At 69.7% G+C, this 16,994-nt stretch carries 10 protein-coding genes; 3 read left to right on the top strand and 7 right to left on the bottom strand.

Annotated elements, in window-relative coordinates:
• Window positions 1-99 precede the first annotated feature (99 nt).
• Both GIS00_RS01760 and GIS00_RS01755 read left to right on the top strand, forming a co-directional pair.
• Window positions 100-4,821 carry an RNase A-like domain-containing protein gene (locus GIS00_RS01760; RefSeq protein WP_154766695.1) on the top strand — a complete coding sequence of 1,574 codons (4,722 nt, stop codon included), beginning with the start codon at window positions 100-102 and terminating at the stop codon, window positions 4,819-4,821.
• Window positions 4,822-4,839: 18 nt separating this feature from the next.
• A complete protein-coding gene (locus GIS00_RS01755; protein ID WP_154766694.1) occupies window positions 4,840-5,157 on the top strand; it encodes a contact-dependent growth inhibition system immunity protein in 318 nt (105 codons plus the stop codon).
• Between the two features lie 407 nt (window positions 5,158-5,564).
• On the opposite strand, the gene GIS00_RS01750 is transcribed toward GIS00_RS01755, so the two are convergent.
• The 3 genes from GIS00_RS01750 to GIS00_RS01740 form a co-directional block, all read right to left on the bottom strand.
• Window positions 5,565-6,434 carry an aldo/keto reductase gene (locus GIS00_RS01750; RefSeq protein ID WP_154766693.1) on the bottom strand — a complete coding sequence of 290 codons (870 nt, stop codon included), beginning with the start codon at window positions 6,432-6,434 and terminating at the stop codon, window positions 5,565-5,567.
• A gap of 43 nt (window positions 6,435-6,477) precedes the next feature.
• On the bottom strand, window positions 6,478-9,144 hold the full coding sequence (locus tag GIS00_RS01745) for an MGH1-like glycoside hydrolase domain-containing protein (RefSeq protein ID WP_154767788.1): 2,667 nt from the start codon (window positions 9,142-9,144) through the stop codon (window positions 6,478-6,480).
• A 208-nt stretch (window positions 9,145-9,352) separates the two neighbouring features.
• A complete protein-coding gene (locus GIS00_RS01740; RefSeq protein WP_154766692.1) occupies window positions 9,353-10,693 on the bottom strand; it encodes a L,D-transpeptidase in 1,341 nt (446 codons plus the stop codon).
• A 403-nt stretch (window positions 10,694-11,096) separates the two neighbouring features.
• Between GIS00_RS01740 and GIS00_RS28255 the strand changes: the two genes are divergently transcribed.
• Window positions 11,097-11,849, top strand: a complete 753-nt coding sequence (locus tag GIS00_RS28255; RefSeq protein ID WP_322097344.1) for a DUF998 domain-containing protein — start codon at window positions 11,097-11,099, stop codon at window positions 11,847-11,849.
• A gap of 99 nt (window positions 11,850-11,948) precedes the next feature.
• Here the strand turns inward: GIS00_RS28255 and GIS00_RS01730 are convergent, their stop codons facing one another.
• From GIS00_RS01730 to ppdK, 4 genes are all read right to left on the bottom strand, one after another.
• Window positions 11,949-12,602 carry a Pr6Pr family membrane protein gene (locus GIS00_RS01730; protein WP_154766691.1) on the bottom strand — a complete coding sequence of 218 codons (654 nt, stop codon included), beginning with the start codon at window positions 12,600-12,602 and terminating at the stop codon, window positions 11,949-11,951.
• Window positions 12,599-13,384: a sugar phosphate nucleotidyltransferase gene (locus GIS00_RS01725; protein ID WP_154766690.1), complete on the bottom strand. Its 786-nt coding sequence runs from the start codon at window positions 13,382-13,384 to the stop codon at window positions 12,599-12,601. The genes GIS00_RS01730 and GIS00_RS01725 overlap by 4 nt, the downstream gene beginning before the upstream one ends.
• Window positions 13,385-13,417: 33 nt before the next feature.
• The gene (locus GIS00_RS01720; RefSeq protein ID WP_154766689.1) at window positions 13,418-13,906 is read right to left on the bottom strand and encodes an NUDIX hydrolase; all 489 of its coding nucleotides are present in this window, start codon (window positions 13,904-13,906) and stop codon (window positions 13,418-13,420) included.
• 91 nt (window positions 13,907-13,997) lie between these two features.
• Complete coding sequence (ppdK, locus tag GIS00_RS01715) at window positions 13,998-16,709, bottom strand: pyruvate, phosphate dikinase (RefSeq protein WP_322097343.1); 2,712 nt, start codon at window positions 16,707-16,709, stop codon at window positions 13,998-14,000.
• Window positions 16,710-16,994 lie beyond the last annotated feature (285 nt).

Here is a 16,994-nt window from a genome sequence, read left to right as displayed (position 1 = left end):
GCGGTCGCTCGCGGCTTGGCTAGCGTGATCATCCACCGGCGGGGGCCGGTGCAGGGGGCGTGCGGCGCGGGGCCGCGGCACGGGTGGGAGGGGTGGTCCGTGGGGGATCCGTTCGTGCTGGGTGGGAGCCCGGCGGAGATCAGGGCGTCGGCGGCCGGCTGGAGCAGCTTCGCCGGCGCGACATCGACGGCGGCGGCCGACATCCGGCGGCTGGACGCCACCGAGTTCGCCGGTGACGAGGGCGATCTCTACCGGGAGCGGATGGACGCCGACCTCCCGCCGCGCCTGGAGACCACCGCCCAGGCCTGGACACTGGTCGCGGGTGCGCTGTCCGGCTACGCCGACCGGCTGGAGGAGTTCCAGGGCCGGCTGACCGGGCTGGTCGCCGATCGGGACGCCCAGCAGGCGCTGGTCGGTGCGGCCGAGGCGGATGTCGCCTCGGCGACGGCCGCCGACAGTGCTGCCGCTGCTGCTGACGCTGCTGACCCGCCCGGGTCGGATGCGCCGTACGTCTCCGGGACACCCGCCGCCACCGCCGATCTCGAAAGCTCCCGGGCCGTCCTGCAGCAGACCATCGACGCTGCCAACGGCGTGCAGGCCGAGCACTCGCTCGCCGTGCAGACCTGTGTGTCGGAGATCCGGAAGGCGCAGGACCTGCGGTTCGAGGAGCCACCCGGGTGGTTCGAGAGCCTGTGCGACTCGGTGTCCGACTGGGTGCGCGAGCGGATCGACGCGATCAAGGGCCTGTCGTCGCTGCTGAAGACGATCTCCGGGATCGCCGGGGTGCTGGCGCTGATCCCGATCTTCACCCCGATCGCCGGGCCCATCGCGCTGGCCACCGGCGCCGCCGCGGTCGCCATGGACGTCGGCGTCAAGGTGACCACCGGCGAGGGATCCTGGTCCCAGATCGGCCTGGATGCGCTGGGTCTCGTCCCGGGAGTGCGGGCGGCGAAGGCCGTGATGGCAGCGGATGTCGCGGTGACCGGGTACCAGGTGGCGACCGGTGAGGCGTCCCTGGCCGACCTGGCCATGGTGGTCGGGCTGGGTGCGCTCGGGGCGCGCGGAGGGTCGAAGGCGGGCGGTACCGGCGGCTCCGGAGCCGCGAAGTCCGGTGGTCCACGTGCGACGTCCGGTGGTGCGGGCGCGGGATCTGCTCCGGCTGGGTCCGCTCCGGCTGGGTCCGCGGCCGCAGGCGGGCGGGCAGGTGATGCCGGGCTCGGCTCGGCGAGCACCCGGATGCCGCTGCGCGGCCGCACCTGCGCGAGCGACCCGATCGACGTGGTCACCGGCGAGATGGTCATGCATCACGTCGATCTCGAGCTGCCGTCGGTGCTGCCGCTGGTGCTGGTCCGCACCCATCTGAGCTCCTACCGATGGGGCGGCGGATTCGGGCAGTCCTGGGCATCGACGCTGGATCAGCGCCTGCTGCCGCAGCCGGGCGACGACATGGTGCTGCTCACCGAGGACGGATCGGCCCTGCTCTTCGAGGGTGCCGCGGCGTTGCCGGCAAGCGGAGTCGTGGTGGCGCGCTGGGGATCCCGGCGGTGGGAGCTGCGTCGTGACGGTACCGGATGGCAGGTGCTCGACCCGGTCGAGTACATCACCCGATGGTTCGGCGAGAACCTGCTGCTGCATGCCATCACCGACGTCGTCGGCAACCGGATCGACTTCCGCCGGACGAGTGCCGGTCTGGTGTACGAGATCTCGCACTCCGGCGGGTACCAGGTCCTGGTCGCATCGGCGCACGGGCGCTACGAGTGGATCGGCCTGATCGACCCCGATTCCCCAGGCGGCATGGTCGATGTCGTCCGGTTCCAGCACGTCGCCGAGGGTGTCAGCGGGATCGTCAACTCCTCGGGACTGCCGCTGAAACTCAGCTACGACGCCGCCTGTCGGGTCACCGGCTGGGAGGACCGCAACGGCGTCTGGTACGCCTACGTCTACGACGAGGAGTCCCGCTGCGTCCGTACCTCCGGGCGGGAACAGCTGCTCTCCTACGGGTTCTCGTACGGCCTGGGCCGTACCACGGTCACCGATTCGACCGGCGCGGTCAGCCTGCACGAGTACAACGAGGACGGCCAGGTCGTGCGCACCGTCGACCCGATCGGACGGACCCGCAGCGCGCTGTACGACTCCTTCGACCGGGTGGTCACCGAAACCGATCCGCTGGGCCGCACCGTCCAGTACGTCCGCGACTCGCAGGGGCGGTTGCTGGAGCGGATCGAAGTGGACGGCAGCCAGGTGCGGATCGAGCGGGACGGCCACGGGCGGCCTGCCCGGCTCACCGACCAGGACGGCCGGGTCACCACCTTCGAGCACGACGACCTCGGCAATCTGCTGGTGGAGACCGGGCCCGGCGACGAGGTGACACGGCGGACCTATCGCTCCACCGGCGTGCCGGCGACCGAGACCGATGCACTCGGCGCGGTCACCGTGTTCGACAGCGACGCTGCCGGGCGACTCACCGGGATCACCGCACCGACCGGCGAGGTGACCCGGTTCGAACTCGACGCCTTCGGCCGGACCCGCCGGACGGTGCTGCCGGACGGCGGCGCCGAGATCCGCAGCTGGACGGTGGAAGGCCGGCTCGCTGCGTTGTTCGGACCGGACGGGTCGGTGCGCCGGTCGCGGTGGGACGCCGAGGGCAACCTGGTCGAGGAGATCGACGAGGTCGGCGCGGTCACCCGCTGGACCATCGGGATGCTCGACCTGCCGGTGTCGCGCACCGATCCGGACGGCGCGGTGTTCCGGTTCGAGTACGACACCGAGCTGCGGCTGACCGGTGTGGTCAACCCGGAGGGTCTGCGCTGGAGCTACGAGTACGACCCGGCCGGGCAGGTGGTCGCGGAGACCGACTTCAACGGCCGGCGTTGCACCTTCGCCTACGACGAGCTCGGCGAGCCGGTGCTGCGGCGCAACGCCTCCGGTCAGGAGGTGCGCTTCGAGCGCGACGAGCTGGGCCGGATCTCGGCGAAGTCGACCGATCAGGACACGATCCGGTTCGAGTGGAACGGGCGCGGCGACCTGATGGAGGCCGCCGGTGAGCACACCTCCACCCTGATCGGCCACGACGGCGATCTGGCGGTGGAGCTCACCGACGGGATGGAGCTGCTGGTCGGGTTCGACGCGGTCGGCGCGGTGTCCGCGCGGCGGCTGCCCTCCGGCCGCGAGACCTTCTGGACCTACGACCCGGCCGGCCGGGTAGCCGCGCTCTGCACCGGCGGCATCGACGTCACCTACTCCTACGACCGCGCAGGGCGGTCCATCCGGCGGGACTTCACCGGCGGGCTGACCGTGGTCGACGAACTCGATGCCGTCGGTGACTTGGTCGCGCAGCGGGCAGGGTCCCGGGACCCTGCCCCGGGCGGTGGTGCCGCAGGTCCGTGCGGGGTCGCTTCTGACGTCGATGGCCCGGTACCGGCCGGCAGCGAGGTGTTCCGTCAGCCTGCATTCGCATCCGAGGTGCCACTCGATGACGGACTGCCGGCCGGCGGCAACGCAGAGATCCGTGACCTGCGGATCCGGCGGCTGGCGGACGGCACCATGATCGGCTCCTCCGACCGGTCGGGGTCGCGGTCCTGGGAGCTCGACCCGGGTGGCCGGGTGGCGGTGGTCGGCGGCCCCTCGGGCCGGGAACGGTACGGCTACGACCCGTCCGGCAACGTCGTCACCGCCGATCTCGACGGCGTGACGGAGCGCCGCACCTACGACGGCACCCTGCTCACCAGGGCCGGCGACGTCGGGTACTCGTACGACGCCGACGGCCGGTTGATCTCCAAGCGCGATGTCCGGACCGGCGAATCGACCCATTTCGTCTGGGACGCCGACGACCAACTGATCCGGGTCGACCTGCCCGACGGCACCAGCTGGTTCTACAGCTACGACTGCATGTTCCGACGTCGCCGCAAGGAGCACCGGACGGCCGACGGGACCGTGCTCGAGGTCGTCCGTTTCGCCTGGGACGAGTTCCGCCTGATGGAGGAGATCCGCGAGGACGGCGTCACAGGCTGGGAGTACGACGACTGGACCCCGATCCTCCAGCACGAGACCGGTCCCGGTGGGGAGCAGCTCTTCGCCGTGCTGACCGACCTCGCCGGGTCACCGACCGCGCTGGTGACGGTCGACGGGCGGGAGGTCGTGTGGTCGTCCGACCCGACGCTGTGGGGTCTGTCCCGCGGCACCGGATCCGATCCGTCGCGGTGCCCGCTGCGTTTCGCCGGCCAGTACTTCGACGCCGAGACCGGCCTGCACTACAACCTCCGCCGCTACTACGACCCGGCCACCGGTCGCTACCTCTCCCCCGACCCCCTCGGCCTCTCCCCCGCGCCCGATCCCCACCGCTACGTCCTCAACCCCACCCGCTGGATCGACCCGCTCGGGCTGAAGTGCCAGTCCAGCGATATCGTTCCGGGCGGAGGTCTGAAAGCTCATGAAGGCGAGACTCCATGGGAGAGGGGACACACGCTAAGGTGGCATGTGGGGAAATCGGAACCTGAACTCATCCAGCGAATGACCGACAACCCGAAGGTGCACAAGTCGTCGAGTTTTCGTGATCGACGTACCGCGGAGCGACTGATCAGTCGCACCCTACGTAAGCGCAAGTCAGACATTGATGCTTGGCTCGCATCCTCATCCATCGATCCGCTAGAAATTGACGATCGCAGTCGATTGATTATCGGAACCTCGATAAGGAGGAAAGGGCTGAAGGTCACCAAGCTCCGAGAGTATCGAGTAGTTCTCCAGAAGGATGCAACGATGCCAACTGGGTACCTTATCAAGACATCATTCCCAGGGCTTCCGAAGCCAGTGTCAACTCCGTAGACCGAAGGGGACTTCACGTTGGGCACCTACTACCGCATCCAGCATCTGCTGAACGTCTACTACGACGAGGACTGGCCATTGATCGCCGGCGACGACACCTGGCAGCCGATCAAGGAATTCCTCAAGAGTGGCACCACCGCGAAAGTGGAACTGATCGAGCAACTCGACTTATTGCTGCGGTTCGACGACCAGACGATTACCCGAATTCTCGAAGATCAGATGGACGCGGAGGTTCACCCAGCTGACTTCGGCTACACCTACGCGGAATGGGCGCGGGAGGTTCGCGATCGGGTGCGCGCTGATCTCGCGCAGGAGCCCCCGCCGGCGGCGACCTGACCCGGCGGTGTCGCTGCACGGCCGACGAGAGCGCGGGCAATGACGATGCCCGTCGACCGGCCCTGCAGGAACAGGCACGGTAGCTGTGAGGCCGGGAAATGCGGAGACCCCTTGATGAACTCCTTCACCGGCCCCTGAACGACACTCGACGTGCGCTGGCATCACCGGCTCGGACGAGAACGACTGCGTCCGGCCGGTTCCGGGGCCTTCCGATGCCCGAGTCCGGGGGTCAGCGGGCCCCGTACTCCGCGTTCGTCGGGCCGGCATCTCCCGGCATTCGCGGCCCGCTCCCTGACTACACCGACCCGCACGCCGCACCCTGGCAGCCCGAACACGCCCTTCGTAGCACCCCAGAAACACCCCGGCCCCGGCACAAGAAGCGCCGGGGCCGAGGGAGAAGCAACGGATCAGGAGGGGTTGAAGGTGGCCGGGTCGGGGCCGGTCCGGGCACCCTTGTCGAGGCCGTTGATGAGGCCGAGGTCCTCGGCGGGCAGGGTGACGGTCGCCGCGACGAGGTTCTCCACGATGCGCGAGGGCGTCACGGACTTCGGGATCACGACGCTGCCGATGGCCAGGTGCCAGGCGAGAACGGCCTGCGCGGGCGACACACCGTTACGGGCGGCGATCTCGATGAGGGTCGGGTCGGCGAGCAGGTTGTTGTCGCCGGCACCCAGCGGGGACCAGTCCTCGGTCACGATGCCGTGCTTGGCGTGGAACTCCCGCGCCTCCTTCTGCTGCAGGTAGGGGTGCAGCTCGATCTGGTTGATCGACGGCGCGACCCCGGTCTCGCCGATGATCACCTCGAGGTGCTCCGGCAGGAAGTTGCAGACACCGATGGACTTGACCTTGCCGTCCGCCTTCAGCTGGACGAGCGCCTTCCAGGTGTCCAGGTACTGCCCGCGGGCAGGCAGCGGCCAGTGGATCAGGTAGAGGTCCAGCACGTCGATGCCGAGCTTCTGCGCGGACACGTCGAACGCACGCAGCGTCTCGTCGTAGCCCTGGTCGGCGTTGTTGACCTTGGTGGTCAGGTAGATGTCGTCGTAGGTGATCCCGCGGTCGGCGGCGGAGGCGATCGCGCGGCCGACACCGGTCTCGTTCTGGTACATCGAGGCGGTGTCGATCAACCGGTAGCCGGCGTCGAGGGCCTGGCCGACGGCGGTCTCGGCGACGTCGTCCTCGACCCGCCAGACACCGAAGCCGAGGGCCGGGATGGTGGTGCCGTCGGACAGGTCCTTGGTCGGGACGGTGACGGGGGCACCGGAGGTGGGTTCGCTCATGTCCACCACTCTGCCAAATCCCGGCCGCCCGCACCTAACCAGGTCAGCGCACGCCCCGGCGGATCATCATGGGCGCGATCAACGCGGTCCACCCGGTCTGGTGTGTGGCCCCCAGACCCTCGCCGGTATCGCCGTCGAAGTACTCGCTGAACGTGACCTGACCGGCCCAGAGCGGATCGGCCGAGGCCTCGATCCGGGACCCGTCGCACGGCCGCCGCCCGCCGGGTCCCTGCCGGAACATGCCGGCCAGCCGGCTCGCGATCTCGTCCGAGGCCTGGTGCAGGGTCATCTCCTGCCCGGCCACCGTCACCCGGAAGGCGTCGCCCAGGTGCCGTCCGTGCACCTTCAGCGCATCGGCGAGCAGCACGTTCACCGGGAACCAGATCGGTCCGCGCCAGTTCGAGTTGCCGCCGAAGAGCCCGCTCTGCGACTCGCCCGGCTCGTAGTCGATGGTCATCTCCTGGCCGTCGACCACCGTCCGGTACGGCTCGCGGTAGCAGGCGGACAGCGAGCGGATCCCGTGGTCGGAGAAGAACTCGTTCTCGTCGAACATCCGCTCCAGCACCCGGCGCAGCGAATCGCCGGACAGCACCGCCAGCAGCCGGTCGCCCTCCGGATCCGCACCGCTGACCAGTCCGCCGAGCAGGTCCGGCCGGCGGCGCTGCAGCCAGGCCAGCCGCGACGCGAAGTCCGGCAGCGCCGCGATCTCCACCGGCAGCCCGGCCACGGCCAGCACCGGCAGCAGCCCGACCATCGACCGCACCCGCAACGTCTGCACCCCGCCGTCCGGGTGCACCAGCACGTCGTAGAAGAAGCCGTCCTCGTCGTCCCACAGCGAGACGTCCTGCGAACCGAAGGATCTCATCGCCCGGGCGATCGCCAGGAAGTGCTCGAGGAACTTGGTCGCCACGTCGTCGAACGGCGGTGCCACGGCCGCCAGCTCCAGCGAGATCCGCAACATCTGCAGGCAGAAGAAGGCCATCCAACTGGTCGCGTCGGACTGCTCCAGCCGGAACCCGGCCGGCAGCGCCGCGGACCGGTTGAACAGGCCGATGTTGTCCATGCCGAGGAAGCCGCCCTCGAACAGGTTCGACCCGTCGCTGTCCTTGCGGTTCACCCACCACGCGAAGTTGAGCAGCAACTTGGTCGCCACCCGCATGAGGAAGTCGGTGTCGTGCTCGCCGTCGATCCGGAACACCTGCAGCGCCGCCCAGGCGTGCACCGGCGGGTTCACGTCACCGAAAGCCCATTCGTAGGCGGGCAACTGGCCGTCCGGGTGCATCGCCCACTCGCGGAGCAGGAGCAGCAGCTGCTCCTTGGCGAACTCCGGGTCGACGTGCGCCAGCGCGACGCAGTGGAACGCCAGGTCCCAGGACGCGAACCACGGGTACTCCCACTCGTCCGGCATCGAGATGACGTCCGCCAGGCTGAGATGGGTCCACGAGGTGTTCCGCCCCTCGGCCGATTGCCGCTGCGGCGGCGGGGCCGGGTAGGCGGGATCACCGTCCAGCCACTGCTGCACGTCGTACCGGTAGAGCTGCTTGTTCCACAGCAGGCCGGCGAAAGCCTTACGGGCGACGGCAGTGTCGACGTCGTCCAGGGTGTCCGGGATGACGTGCTCGTAGAACTCGTCGGCCTCGTCGGACCGGTCGGCCATCACCGCGTCGAAGGCCGGCCCGAAGGTCGTCGGTTCCGGGTCGTTCATCGAGAGTCGCAGCCGGAACCTCGCCGACGCGCCCGGGTCCAGTTCGACCTGGTACCAGAACGCCGCCTTCGTCCCGGATCCCGAGTGCACGGCGCCGGTCTCGCCGTGCACGACCCGACGGCCGATGCCGTCCTTGGTGTACTCGGTCGGGTTCTCCGGATCGCCGAACAGCACCATCGCATTGGTCTCGTTCGCGCACACCAGCACCTCGGGCGAGCCCTCGGCCGTCAGCACGTAGCGGCCGAGGAAGCTGTGCCGGCACTCGACGGCCCGCAGGTCCAGCCCGACCAGCCGCGGGTCCAGCGGCTGCAGGTCGGGGGTGCGGTCGTCCCGTCCCCAGGACCAGGTGTTGCGGAACCAGACCTGCGGCAGCACGTGCAGCGGCGCGGTCTCCGGACCGTGGTTGGTCACCGTGACGTCGATGCAGACGTCGTCGGGCGAGGCCTTCGCGTACGTGAGAGTGACGTCGAAGAAACGGTTCTGGTCCAGGATGCCGGTGTCGGAGAGCTCGTACTCGCGGTCCTGCTTGCCGCGGCGGGCGTTCTCCTCGCGCAGCTGCCGGTACGGGTATTCGGCCTGGGGATAGCGGTACATCCACTGCATCCAGGAGTGGGTGGGCGTGCCGTCCAGCGCCCAGAAGTACTCCTTGACGTCCTCGCCGTGGTTGCCCTCGCCGTTGGTCAGCCCGAACAGCCGTTCCTTGAGCACCGGGTCCTTGCCGTTCCACAGCGCGACGGAGAAGTTGAGGAAGCCGAACCGGTCGCAGATCCCGCCGAGGCCGTCCTCCCCCCACCGGTAGGCGCGGGCGTGAGCCTGCTCGAAGGGCAGGTAGGACCAGGCATCACCGTCGGCGCTGTAGTCCTCCCGCACGGTCCCCCACTGCCGGCCGGACAGGTACGGGCCCCACAGCCGCCACGGTGAGCCCGCGGCCGGCGCCTCGGCGAGCCGGGCATGCTCCGCGGTCCGGTGCTCATGGGCGGGCGCGGTAGCGGAGTGTCGCGGCATCGTCACAGGGACAGACTGACACGGGCATCGTCACCCGGATGCCGCGACCTGCCGCTCACCGCCCGATCGTGGTGTCAGGAGCTTCACCGGGTACCGGCGCCGACGCAGGGGCGAACTCGTCGCCACCCGTCACACCAGTCCCATTTCCTGCCCCGGACGGCCTGCGGACGATGTTGATCCATGCCACACGGGGGCGGGGCAGGGACGGTCAGGCGGAGCCCTGGCGGTACACGTCCCAGCTCAGCTGCCAGTCGCCGTAGCCGTCCCAGGACTGCAGGTCGGTACCGACGGTGTTCTTGATGTCGACGATGTCGCCGAAGGTGAAGTTGTCGTAGAACCACTTGGCGTTCTCGGTGGACACGTTGACGCAGCCGTGCGAGACGTTCTCGCTGCCCTGCGCCCAGACCGACCAGGGAGCGGCGTGCACGAACTCGCCCGTGGAGCTGATCCGCACCGCCCACTCGACCCGGGTCCGGTAGGCGCCGGTGCCGGTGAGGCCCCAGGTCGAGGAGTCCATGATCTTCTCCTCGTAGGACTCCGCGACCACGTGCACGCCGTTGTAGGTCGGATAGGTGTTGCTGCCCAACGAGACCGGCATCTCCTTGATCACGGCGCCGTTCTTCTTGATCACCATGATCTTCGAGTTGTCGTCGATCTCCGCGATCATCGAGTCGCCGACGGTGAACGAGAACGCCTCGTCCTGCATGCCGTAGAGGCCGCCGCCGAGGTCCTTGCCGTAGATGTCGACCTTCACCGAGACCTTGGTCCCGGGCTTCCAGTAGACCTTCGGCCGCCAGTGCACCTCGCTGTCGGAGAACCAGCGGAAGGCGCCCTCCTGCTTCGGGTTCGTGGAGATGGTAATGGCGTCCTGAGCGGCCTTCTTGTCGGTGATCGGCTCGTCGAACACGACCGAAACCGGTTGTCCGACACCGACCTTCCAGCCGTCCCGGGGGAAGGTGGAGGCATCGGTCTGGTTGTCCGGGGTGATGGTGGCGAAGGTGGTCTCGTGGGTGCTGGCCTTGCCCTCGGCGTTCACCGCGGTCGAGGTGAGCGTGTAGTTCTTGCCGTAGCCCAGCTCCGGCGTCACCGTCCAGGACAGCTTGTCGGCGGCCATCTTCCCCTCGACGGTCACGCCGGTCTGCGAGTTCTTCAGCGAGACCTTCTGCAGCGTGCCCTCGGCCACCTTGACCGAGATCGGCGCGACCGGCGAGATCCCCTTGCTGCCGGTCGCCGGGGTGGTGGTCACCTTCGCTGCCGGAACGGGCGGCGGTGTGCTGGAGGAGGTGGACGGGGTGGTGGGTGTGGTCGGCTCCGGGGTGGTCGACGTGCTCCCGCCGCTGGCCGTGTCCGAGGTGGTCCCGGCCGGCACGGTGACCGTCACCTGGGAGCTCGACGGGGTGCTCGCAGCGGCGGTCGTGGCGGGCGTGGTGACGAAGGCCGGATCGGTGACGTCGGCCTGACCCGAGGACGGCGAGCAGCCGGCCGCCACCAGCACGCAGGCGAGTGCTGCCGCCGCGATCCCCATCAGTCGCATCCGTCGACCCGTCATCTGTACCGCTCCCTCCTCGCCACCCGTGCCGCGGGCGGCTGCTGCGCCGACGGCACCCCCATGGTGCCGCATGCGCCTTTACCTCGTGTTGACCTACACCTATTGACACGCTTCGGAGCGCAGCCGGTTCCCGTTCCGCCGAGTTGTCGCCCGATCGTGATGTCGGAACGACCAGCGCCCGGATCACCGGCTGCGGCTTTCGGCACGTTTTCGGTCACACCGGGCACCATTCCGGCGTCGGTACCGTTGGTGGGGAGGACGCCGGGGGTACCGGTCCGGTTCAGGTCGTGGTCACGGTTCCGTGCACCGCGATCGACCGGATCGAACCGGCAGGGGCCCGCCGTCGTGCACCGAGCAAGCAGTCCGTCCGGCACCGACCGGGAGGGCACGAGGACGAGAAGAGGTGACCGTGGCCGAGACCGCGGTGAACGTCGCCACCACCACCGGCACCGTCGGGACCGCATCGACGACCGCCGACCGGACCCGCTCGGCCCGGGTGCTCGGCACCGTCGGCGTCGTCGGGGCGGCGTCCTCGATCGTCCTGGTCGGGCTGCTCCACGTCATCCCGCCGACCAATCAGACCTCCCTCGTCCGCCGGACCATCAGCGAGTACGGGCTGTCCGACCTGGCGTGGGTGTTCAACGCCGGCGTGGTCGCCCTGGCGCTCGGCTCGCTGGCCGTCTTCGCCGCTCCCCTGGTCTCCGGCAGCATGCGGAAGCTGTCGTTCGGGCACCTGTTCGGGACCCTGTGGGTGGTCGGGATGCTCACCCTGGTCGTCTTCCCCAAGCACAACTGGTCCGTCGGCCCGAGCGCCAGCGGCACGGTGCACCGGATGGCCAGCCTGGTCGCGTTCCTGGCCCTGCCGCTCGCGGTGATCCTGCTGGTCCGCGCGGACAAGGTGCGCAGCTGGGCCTCCCGCACCGCCTTCTGGTTCGCGGTGATCTCGCCGTTGTGGTTCGTCTGGATCCTGGTCGCGATGCTGGTCAGCAGCACCACGCGCTGGTGGCAGGCGGTCCCACTGGGCCTGGTCGAGCGCGGCCTGGCGCTGACCGAGGTGCTCGCGGTGGTCTTCCTCGGCATCCACGCACTGCTCGCCGCCCGGCCGTCCCGGCAGCGGCAGTCGGATCTGTCCCCGCTGCCCGCATCGGCCATCTGACGCCGGAGATCCGAGGCCGGGGTGGCCTGACGAACGGTGGCCGACCAACGCCGGCCTGACGACATCGGCCACCCGAGATCGGGGGCAGCCGCCGGCGATCTACGGACGAGGCGTGCGTGCCCGGGTCGAGAAGCAGAGCAGCCAGGTCAGCACGACGGCCAGCACCGCGATGCCCAGGCTCGCCACCACCACTCCGCCGATCCCGTTGTCCGGGTTCAGGAACGGGTAGGGGTACCAGTCGATGATCGGCCCGCGGATCTCGCTGTAGATCAGGTAGAGCAACGGGAAGATCAGCCAGAACAGCCCCGGCCGGACGAACCCGAGCGGCCGCACCGTGCGGTCGACGAGGAAGTCGACCAGCGCAACCACCGGCATCAGGTAGTGCAGGATCGTGTTCACCCACGGCGTCGCCGTCTGCAGCGAGGCCTCGAGACCGGACAGCAGCGTGACGTACACGATACCGGTGATCGTCATGTAGAGCGTGGCAGCCCCACGCCAGGCGGCGAGCCGGGTGGCCGACCGACCGGAGAGCGCAAGCACCCCTGCGGCGCCCATCACCACCATGTTCAGCACGTTCGACTCGATCGTGAAGAACGAGAAGAAGTTGTCCACCCGGAACCCGGGACGTCCCGTCGAGATGACGATCTGCCCGATGACGGCGGCCAACGTGGCCAGCGCGAAGGCGATCCGCAGCAGACCCAGCAGCCGGTGCCAGGCGGGCACATGGGTACGGGTGGTACCGGGGGCGGTCACGGGCGGACTGTATCGCCCGCGTCCAGCGTGTGGCCGCAGGCGTCCCGGATCGCCCGCTCGAGGTGCTCCCCCGCCGCCACCCGGGCGCCGGGAAGCAGCACCACCTCGCGGATCGTCCCCTCCACCACGGCATCCGGCGCGACCACCGAGTCGGTGCCGGCGGCGAGCTGGTTGGCGGTGAGGAACTCGGCCGGGGTGCCGCAGTCGTGGGCCTCGCCCACCACCTCGACGAACTCCAGTCCCCCCGACGCGTGGGCGTTCTTCCAGACCGCCGCGTACAACCCGTCCGGATCCGGGCCGAGCCGGGCGGCCACGTCCGCCGGAACGGTGGACACCCCGAGGAACCGCAGCGTGCCGAAGTCGGCCGGCCGGCCCATGTCCTTGACCAGCAGCCGCGGCCGGCGGCCGTCCCAGCCCTCGAGCAGCTGGTCGACCGGGCCCTGCAACCAGACGTCGCTGTTGGCCACCACCACCGGCCGACCGTCGATCCAGTCCCGCAGCTGCCAGAGCGCACCGGCGGTGCCGAGCAGCCTCTCCCGCTCGAACGACACCTCGATGCCGGGGTGCAGTTGCCCGGCCGCGGCGGCGATCTGGTCCGCCAGGTGGTGGGCGTTGACGGCGAGCGACGAGGTCAGTCGCTCCATCCGGCGGATCGCCAGCTCCAGCAGGGACACGTTGCCGACGGTGAGCAGCGGCTTGGGCACCACATCGGTCAGCGGGCTCATCCGGGACCCGCGGCCCGCGGCGAGCACCACCCCGGCCGGCTCCGGCACAGTTGTCACGGCTGGATCCGTGTCATCGCAGCACCCCGCCGATCAGGGCAGGCGGGAGGCGATCCCGGCCAGGATCTCCTTGGTCTGCGGGGTCAGCTCGCCGTCGGCGGCCGTGCGCCACTCGTAGGACAGCACCTCGGAGCCGGTGGCCACCTCGACCTGCTGCCGGTCGGTCGGCAGCAGCCAGATCAGGTCGACGCGCTTCTTGGCCGGATCGACGTGAGCGGTGTCGGGCGCCGGTGCCAGCCCGGTCGGATCGACGCCGATCTCCTCGGACAGCTCCCGGGCCAATCCGGTCCGCGCCGACTCGCCCTTCTTGAGCAGCCCGCCCGGCAGCGCCAACCCGGGCCGGTGCAGCTGCCGGACGAACAGGATCTTGTCGCCGTCGTGCAGGATCGCCAGCGCGCCGACGGTGAAGGACGGCGTGAGCACTCCGACCAGGCCCCGGCGGACCCGCGGCGGCAGCTTGCCGAACGCGGAGTAGGCGACCGTCCGGGCCGTGGACTTCAGTGAGTGCAGTGCGCTCGGCATCGGTGGGATCGGGCTCCTGATCAGCGGTCTCACGAGGGCAGGGGGCCGACGCTACCACGTCGGCCCCCTGCGCCCCCGGCGCTGCGCCGGATCAGCGGCGGGCCGGCTCCCCGTGGACGGCGGCCCGCCCCGCCTCCAACCGGGCCACCGGGACCCGGAACGGCGAGCAGGACACGTAGTCCAGCCCGGTGGCGTGGAAGAAGTGGATGGACTCCGGGTCACCGCCGTGCTCGCCGCAGACACCCAGCTTCAGTTCGGGTTTCGTGCGCCGCCCCTCCTTCGCGGCGATCTGCACGAGGCGGCCGACGCCGTCGGCGTCGATCGCCTCGAACGGCGAGATGGTGAACACGCCCTTCTCCAGGTAGGCGGCGAACACCGCCGCCTCGACGTCGTCCCGGGAGAAGCCCCAGGTCGTCTGGGTCAGGTCGTTGGTGCCGAAGGAGAAGAAGTCCGCGGCGTCGGCGATCCGGTGCGCGGTGAGCGCGGCCCGCGGCAGCTCGATCATCGTGCCGATCGGGATCTGCAGCGGAATGTCCTCCGCCGCAGCAACTTCCGCGATGATGCCGTCCGACTCGTCGCGGACCAGGTAGAGCTCCATCACGGAACCGACCAGCGGGACCATGATCTCGACCTTCGGGTCGCCGCCGGCCCGGCGCCGGGCGACCGTCGCCTCGGCGATCGCCCGTACCTGCAGCGCGAACAGACCGGGCACCAGCAGGCCGAGCCGGACACCGCGCAACCCCAGCATCGGGTTCGACTCGTGCATCCGCTCCACGGCCCACAGCATCTGCCTGTCCTGCCGGGTCTCCTCCGTGTCGGTGCCGGCCGCTCCGGCGAGCGCCACCTTGACGGCGAGATCGGTGCGGTCGGGCAGGAACTCGTGCAGCGGCGGGTCGAGCAGCCGGATGGTGACCGGCAGCCCGTCCATCGCCGTCAGCAGGTCCTCGAAGTCCTGCCGCTGCAGCGGCAGCAACGCCGCGAGAGCCTCGTCCCGGCCGGCGGCGTCGTCGGCCAGGATGACCCGCTCGATCAACGCCCGGCGGTCACCGAGGAACATGTGCTCGGTCCGGCACAGACCGATGCCCTGCGCACCGAGACTCCGTGCCCGGAGTGCGTCCTCGGCGGTGTCCGCATTGGTCCGCACCTGCAGTCGGCGGCGCTGGTCTGCATGCCCGAGCAACCGGTCGACGGCCTGCACCAGTTCGGCGGTCTGCTCGTCCACCTCGGCCACTGCCCGCTCCAGGCCGTGTTCGAGGTAGGTCTCGACCGGCGACGGGACGACCTCGAGCGCACCGATGAACACCTCGCCGGTGGAGCCGTCGATGGAGATCAGATCGCCCTCGGCAATGACCGTGGAGCCCACCTGCACCCGCTTGGCGACCGCATCGACCTCGAGCTCCTCGGCGCCGCAGACACACGTCTTGCCCATGCCACGGGCGACAACCGCTGCGTGACTGGTCTTCCCGCCGCGCGCGGTGAGGATGCCCTCGGCCGCCAGCATGCCCTCGAGGTCGTCCGGGTTGGTCTCCTTGCGGACCAGGATCACCGTGTCGCCCTCGGCCGCGCGGCGGGTCGCCTCGGCGGAGGTGAACACCACCTTGCCGACGGCCGCACCCGGGGAGGCGGCCATCCCCCTGGTGAGCCGGGTGCGTTCGGCCTTCGGGTCGAACTGCGGGAACATCAACTGCGCCAACTGGTTCCCGGACACCCGGGACAGGGCCTCGTCCATGGTGATCAGCTGCTCGTCGACCAGGTGCGAGGCGATCCGGAAGGCCGCAGCGGCAGTGCGCTTGCCGACCCGGGTCTGCAGCATCCACAGCTGGCCGCGTTCGACGGTGAACTCGATGTCGCACAGGTCGCGGTAGTGGTTCTCCAGCCGCCGCATGACCTTCTGCAGCTGGGCGTGCGAGGCCGGGTCGGAGGCAGCCAGATCCTCCAGGGACAGCGTGTTCCGGATGCCGGCGACGACGTCCTCGCCCTGCGCATTGGGCAGGTAGTCGCCGTAGGCGCCGGGCCGCCCGGTCGCCGGGTCCCGGGTGAAGGCGACTCCGGTGCCGCTGGTGGAGCCCAGGTTGCCGAAGACCATGGTGCAGACGTTGACCGCGGTGCCCAGGTCCTGCGGGATGCGCTCGCGGCGCCGGTAGAGCCGGGCCCGGTCGGTGTTCCAGGAGTCGAAGACGGCGCGGATCGCCATGTCCAGCTGTTCGCGCGGATGCTGCGGGAACTCGGCCCCGCTGTGCTCCAGCACCGCGTCCTTGAACTCGCGGACGAGCCCTCGCAGGTCGTCGACGTCCAGGTCGACGTCGGACAGCACGCCCCGGGTGGCCTTGGCCTTGTCGATCGCGTCGGAAAAGACCTCGCCGGGGATGTCAAGGACGGTACGGCCGAACATCTGCAGCAACCGGCGGTAGGAGTCCCAGGCGAACCGCTCGTCGCCACTGGCCTCGGCGAGACCCTTGACGCTGGCATCGTTCAGCCCGACGTTCAGCACCGTCTCCATCATGCCCGGCATCGAGAACTTCGCCCCGGAGCGGACACTCACCAGGAGCGGGTCGTGCCGGTCGCCGAGCCGGCGGTTGGTCTCGTCCTCCAGGTTGCGCAGCGCCATGGTCACCTGCACGCGCAGTTCGCCGGGCTCCGCACCCTGCGCCAGGTACTCCCGGCAGGCCTCGGTCGAGATGGTGAACCCGGGTGGTACCGGCAGGCCGAGCCGGGTCATCTCCGCGAGGTTCGCGCCCTTGCCGCCGAGCAGATCCTTCTGGTCCTTGTCGCCCTCGGTGAACTTGTAGACGTACTTCGTCACGGCGGCTCCTTGCACACGGCGGGCCGGTCGGTGCGCCTTCGTGGGGCGACACCTCGACGCCCGCGTCCGGATGAGGGAGCAAGGATGGCACGCACTGTTCACCAAGAGGATTGCCCGGAAAGGGATTTCAGTCTCTGGATCGAATCAGACGATCGAAAGTGCGCTGATGGCAACGCTGTCATGGGGAGTCGTGCGCGGGGCTGTTCGACCTTGGGGATCGCAGTTCTGAACAGAACTGACCAGATCCCGTCAGTTCACCCGCCGGACGCCCAGGACTGCGGGTGC

Source organism: Nakamurella alba (assembly GCF_009707545.1).
Taxonomy (GTDB): domain Bacteria; phylum Actinomycetota; class Actinomycetes; order Mycobacteriales; family Nakamurellaceae; genus Nakamurella; species Nakamurella alba.
This window is presented reverse-complemented; position numbering and strand designations above follow the sequence as displayed.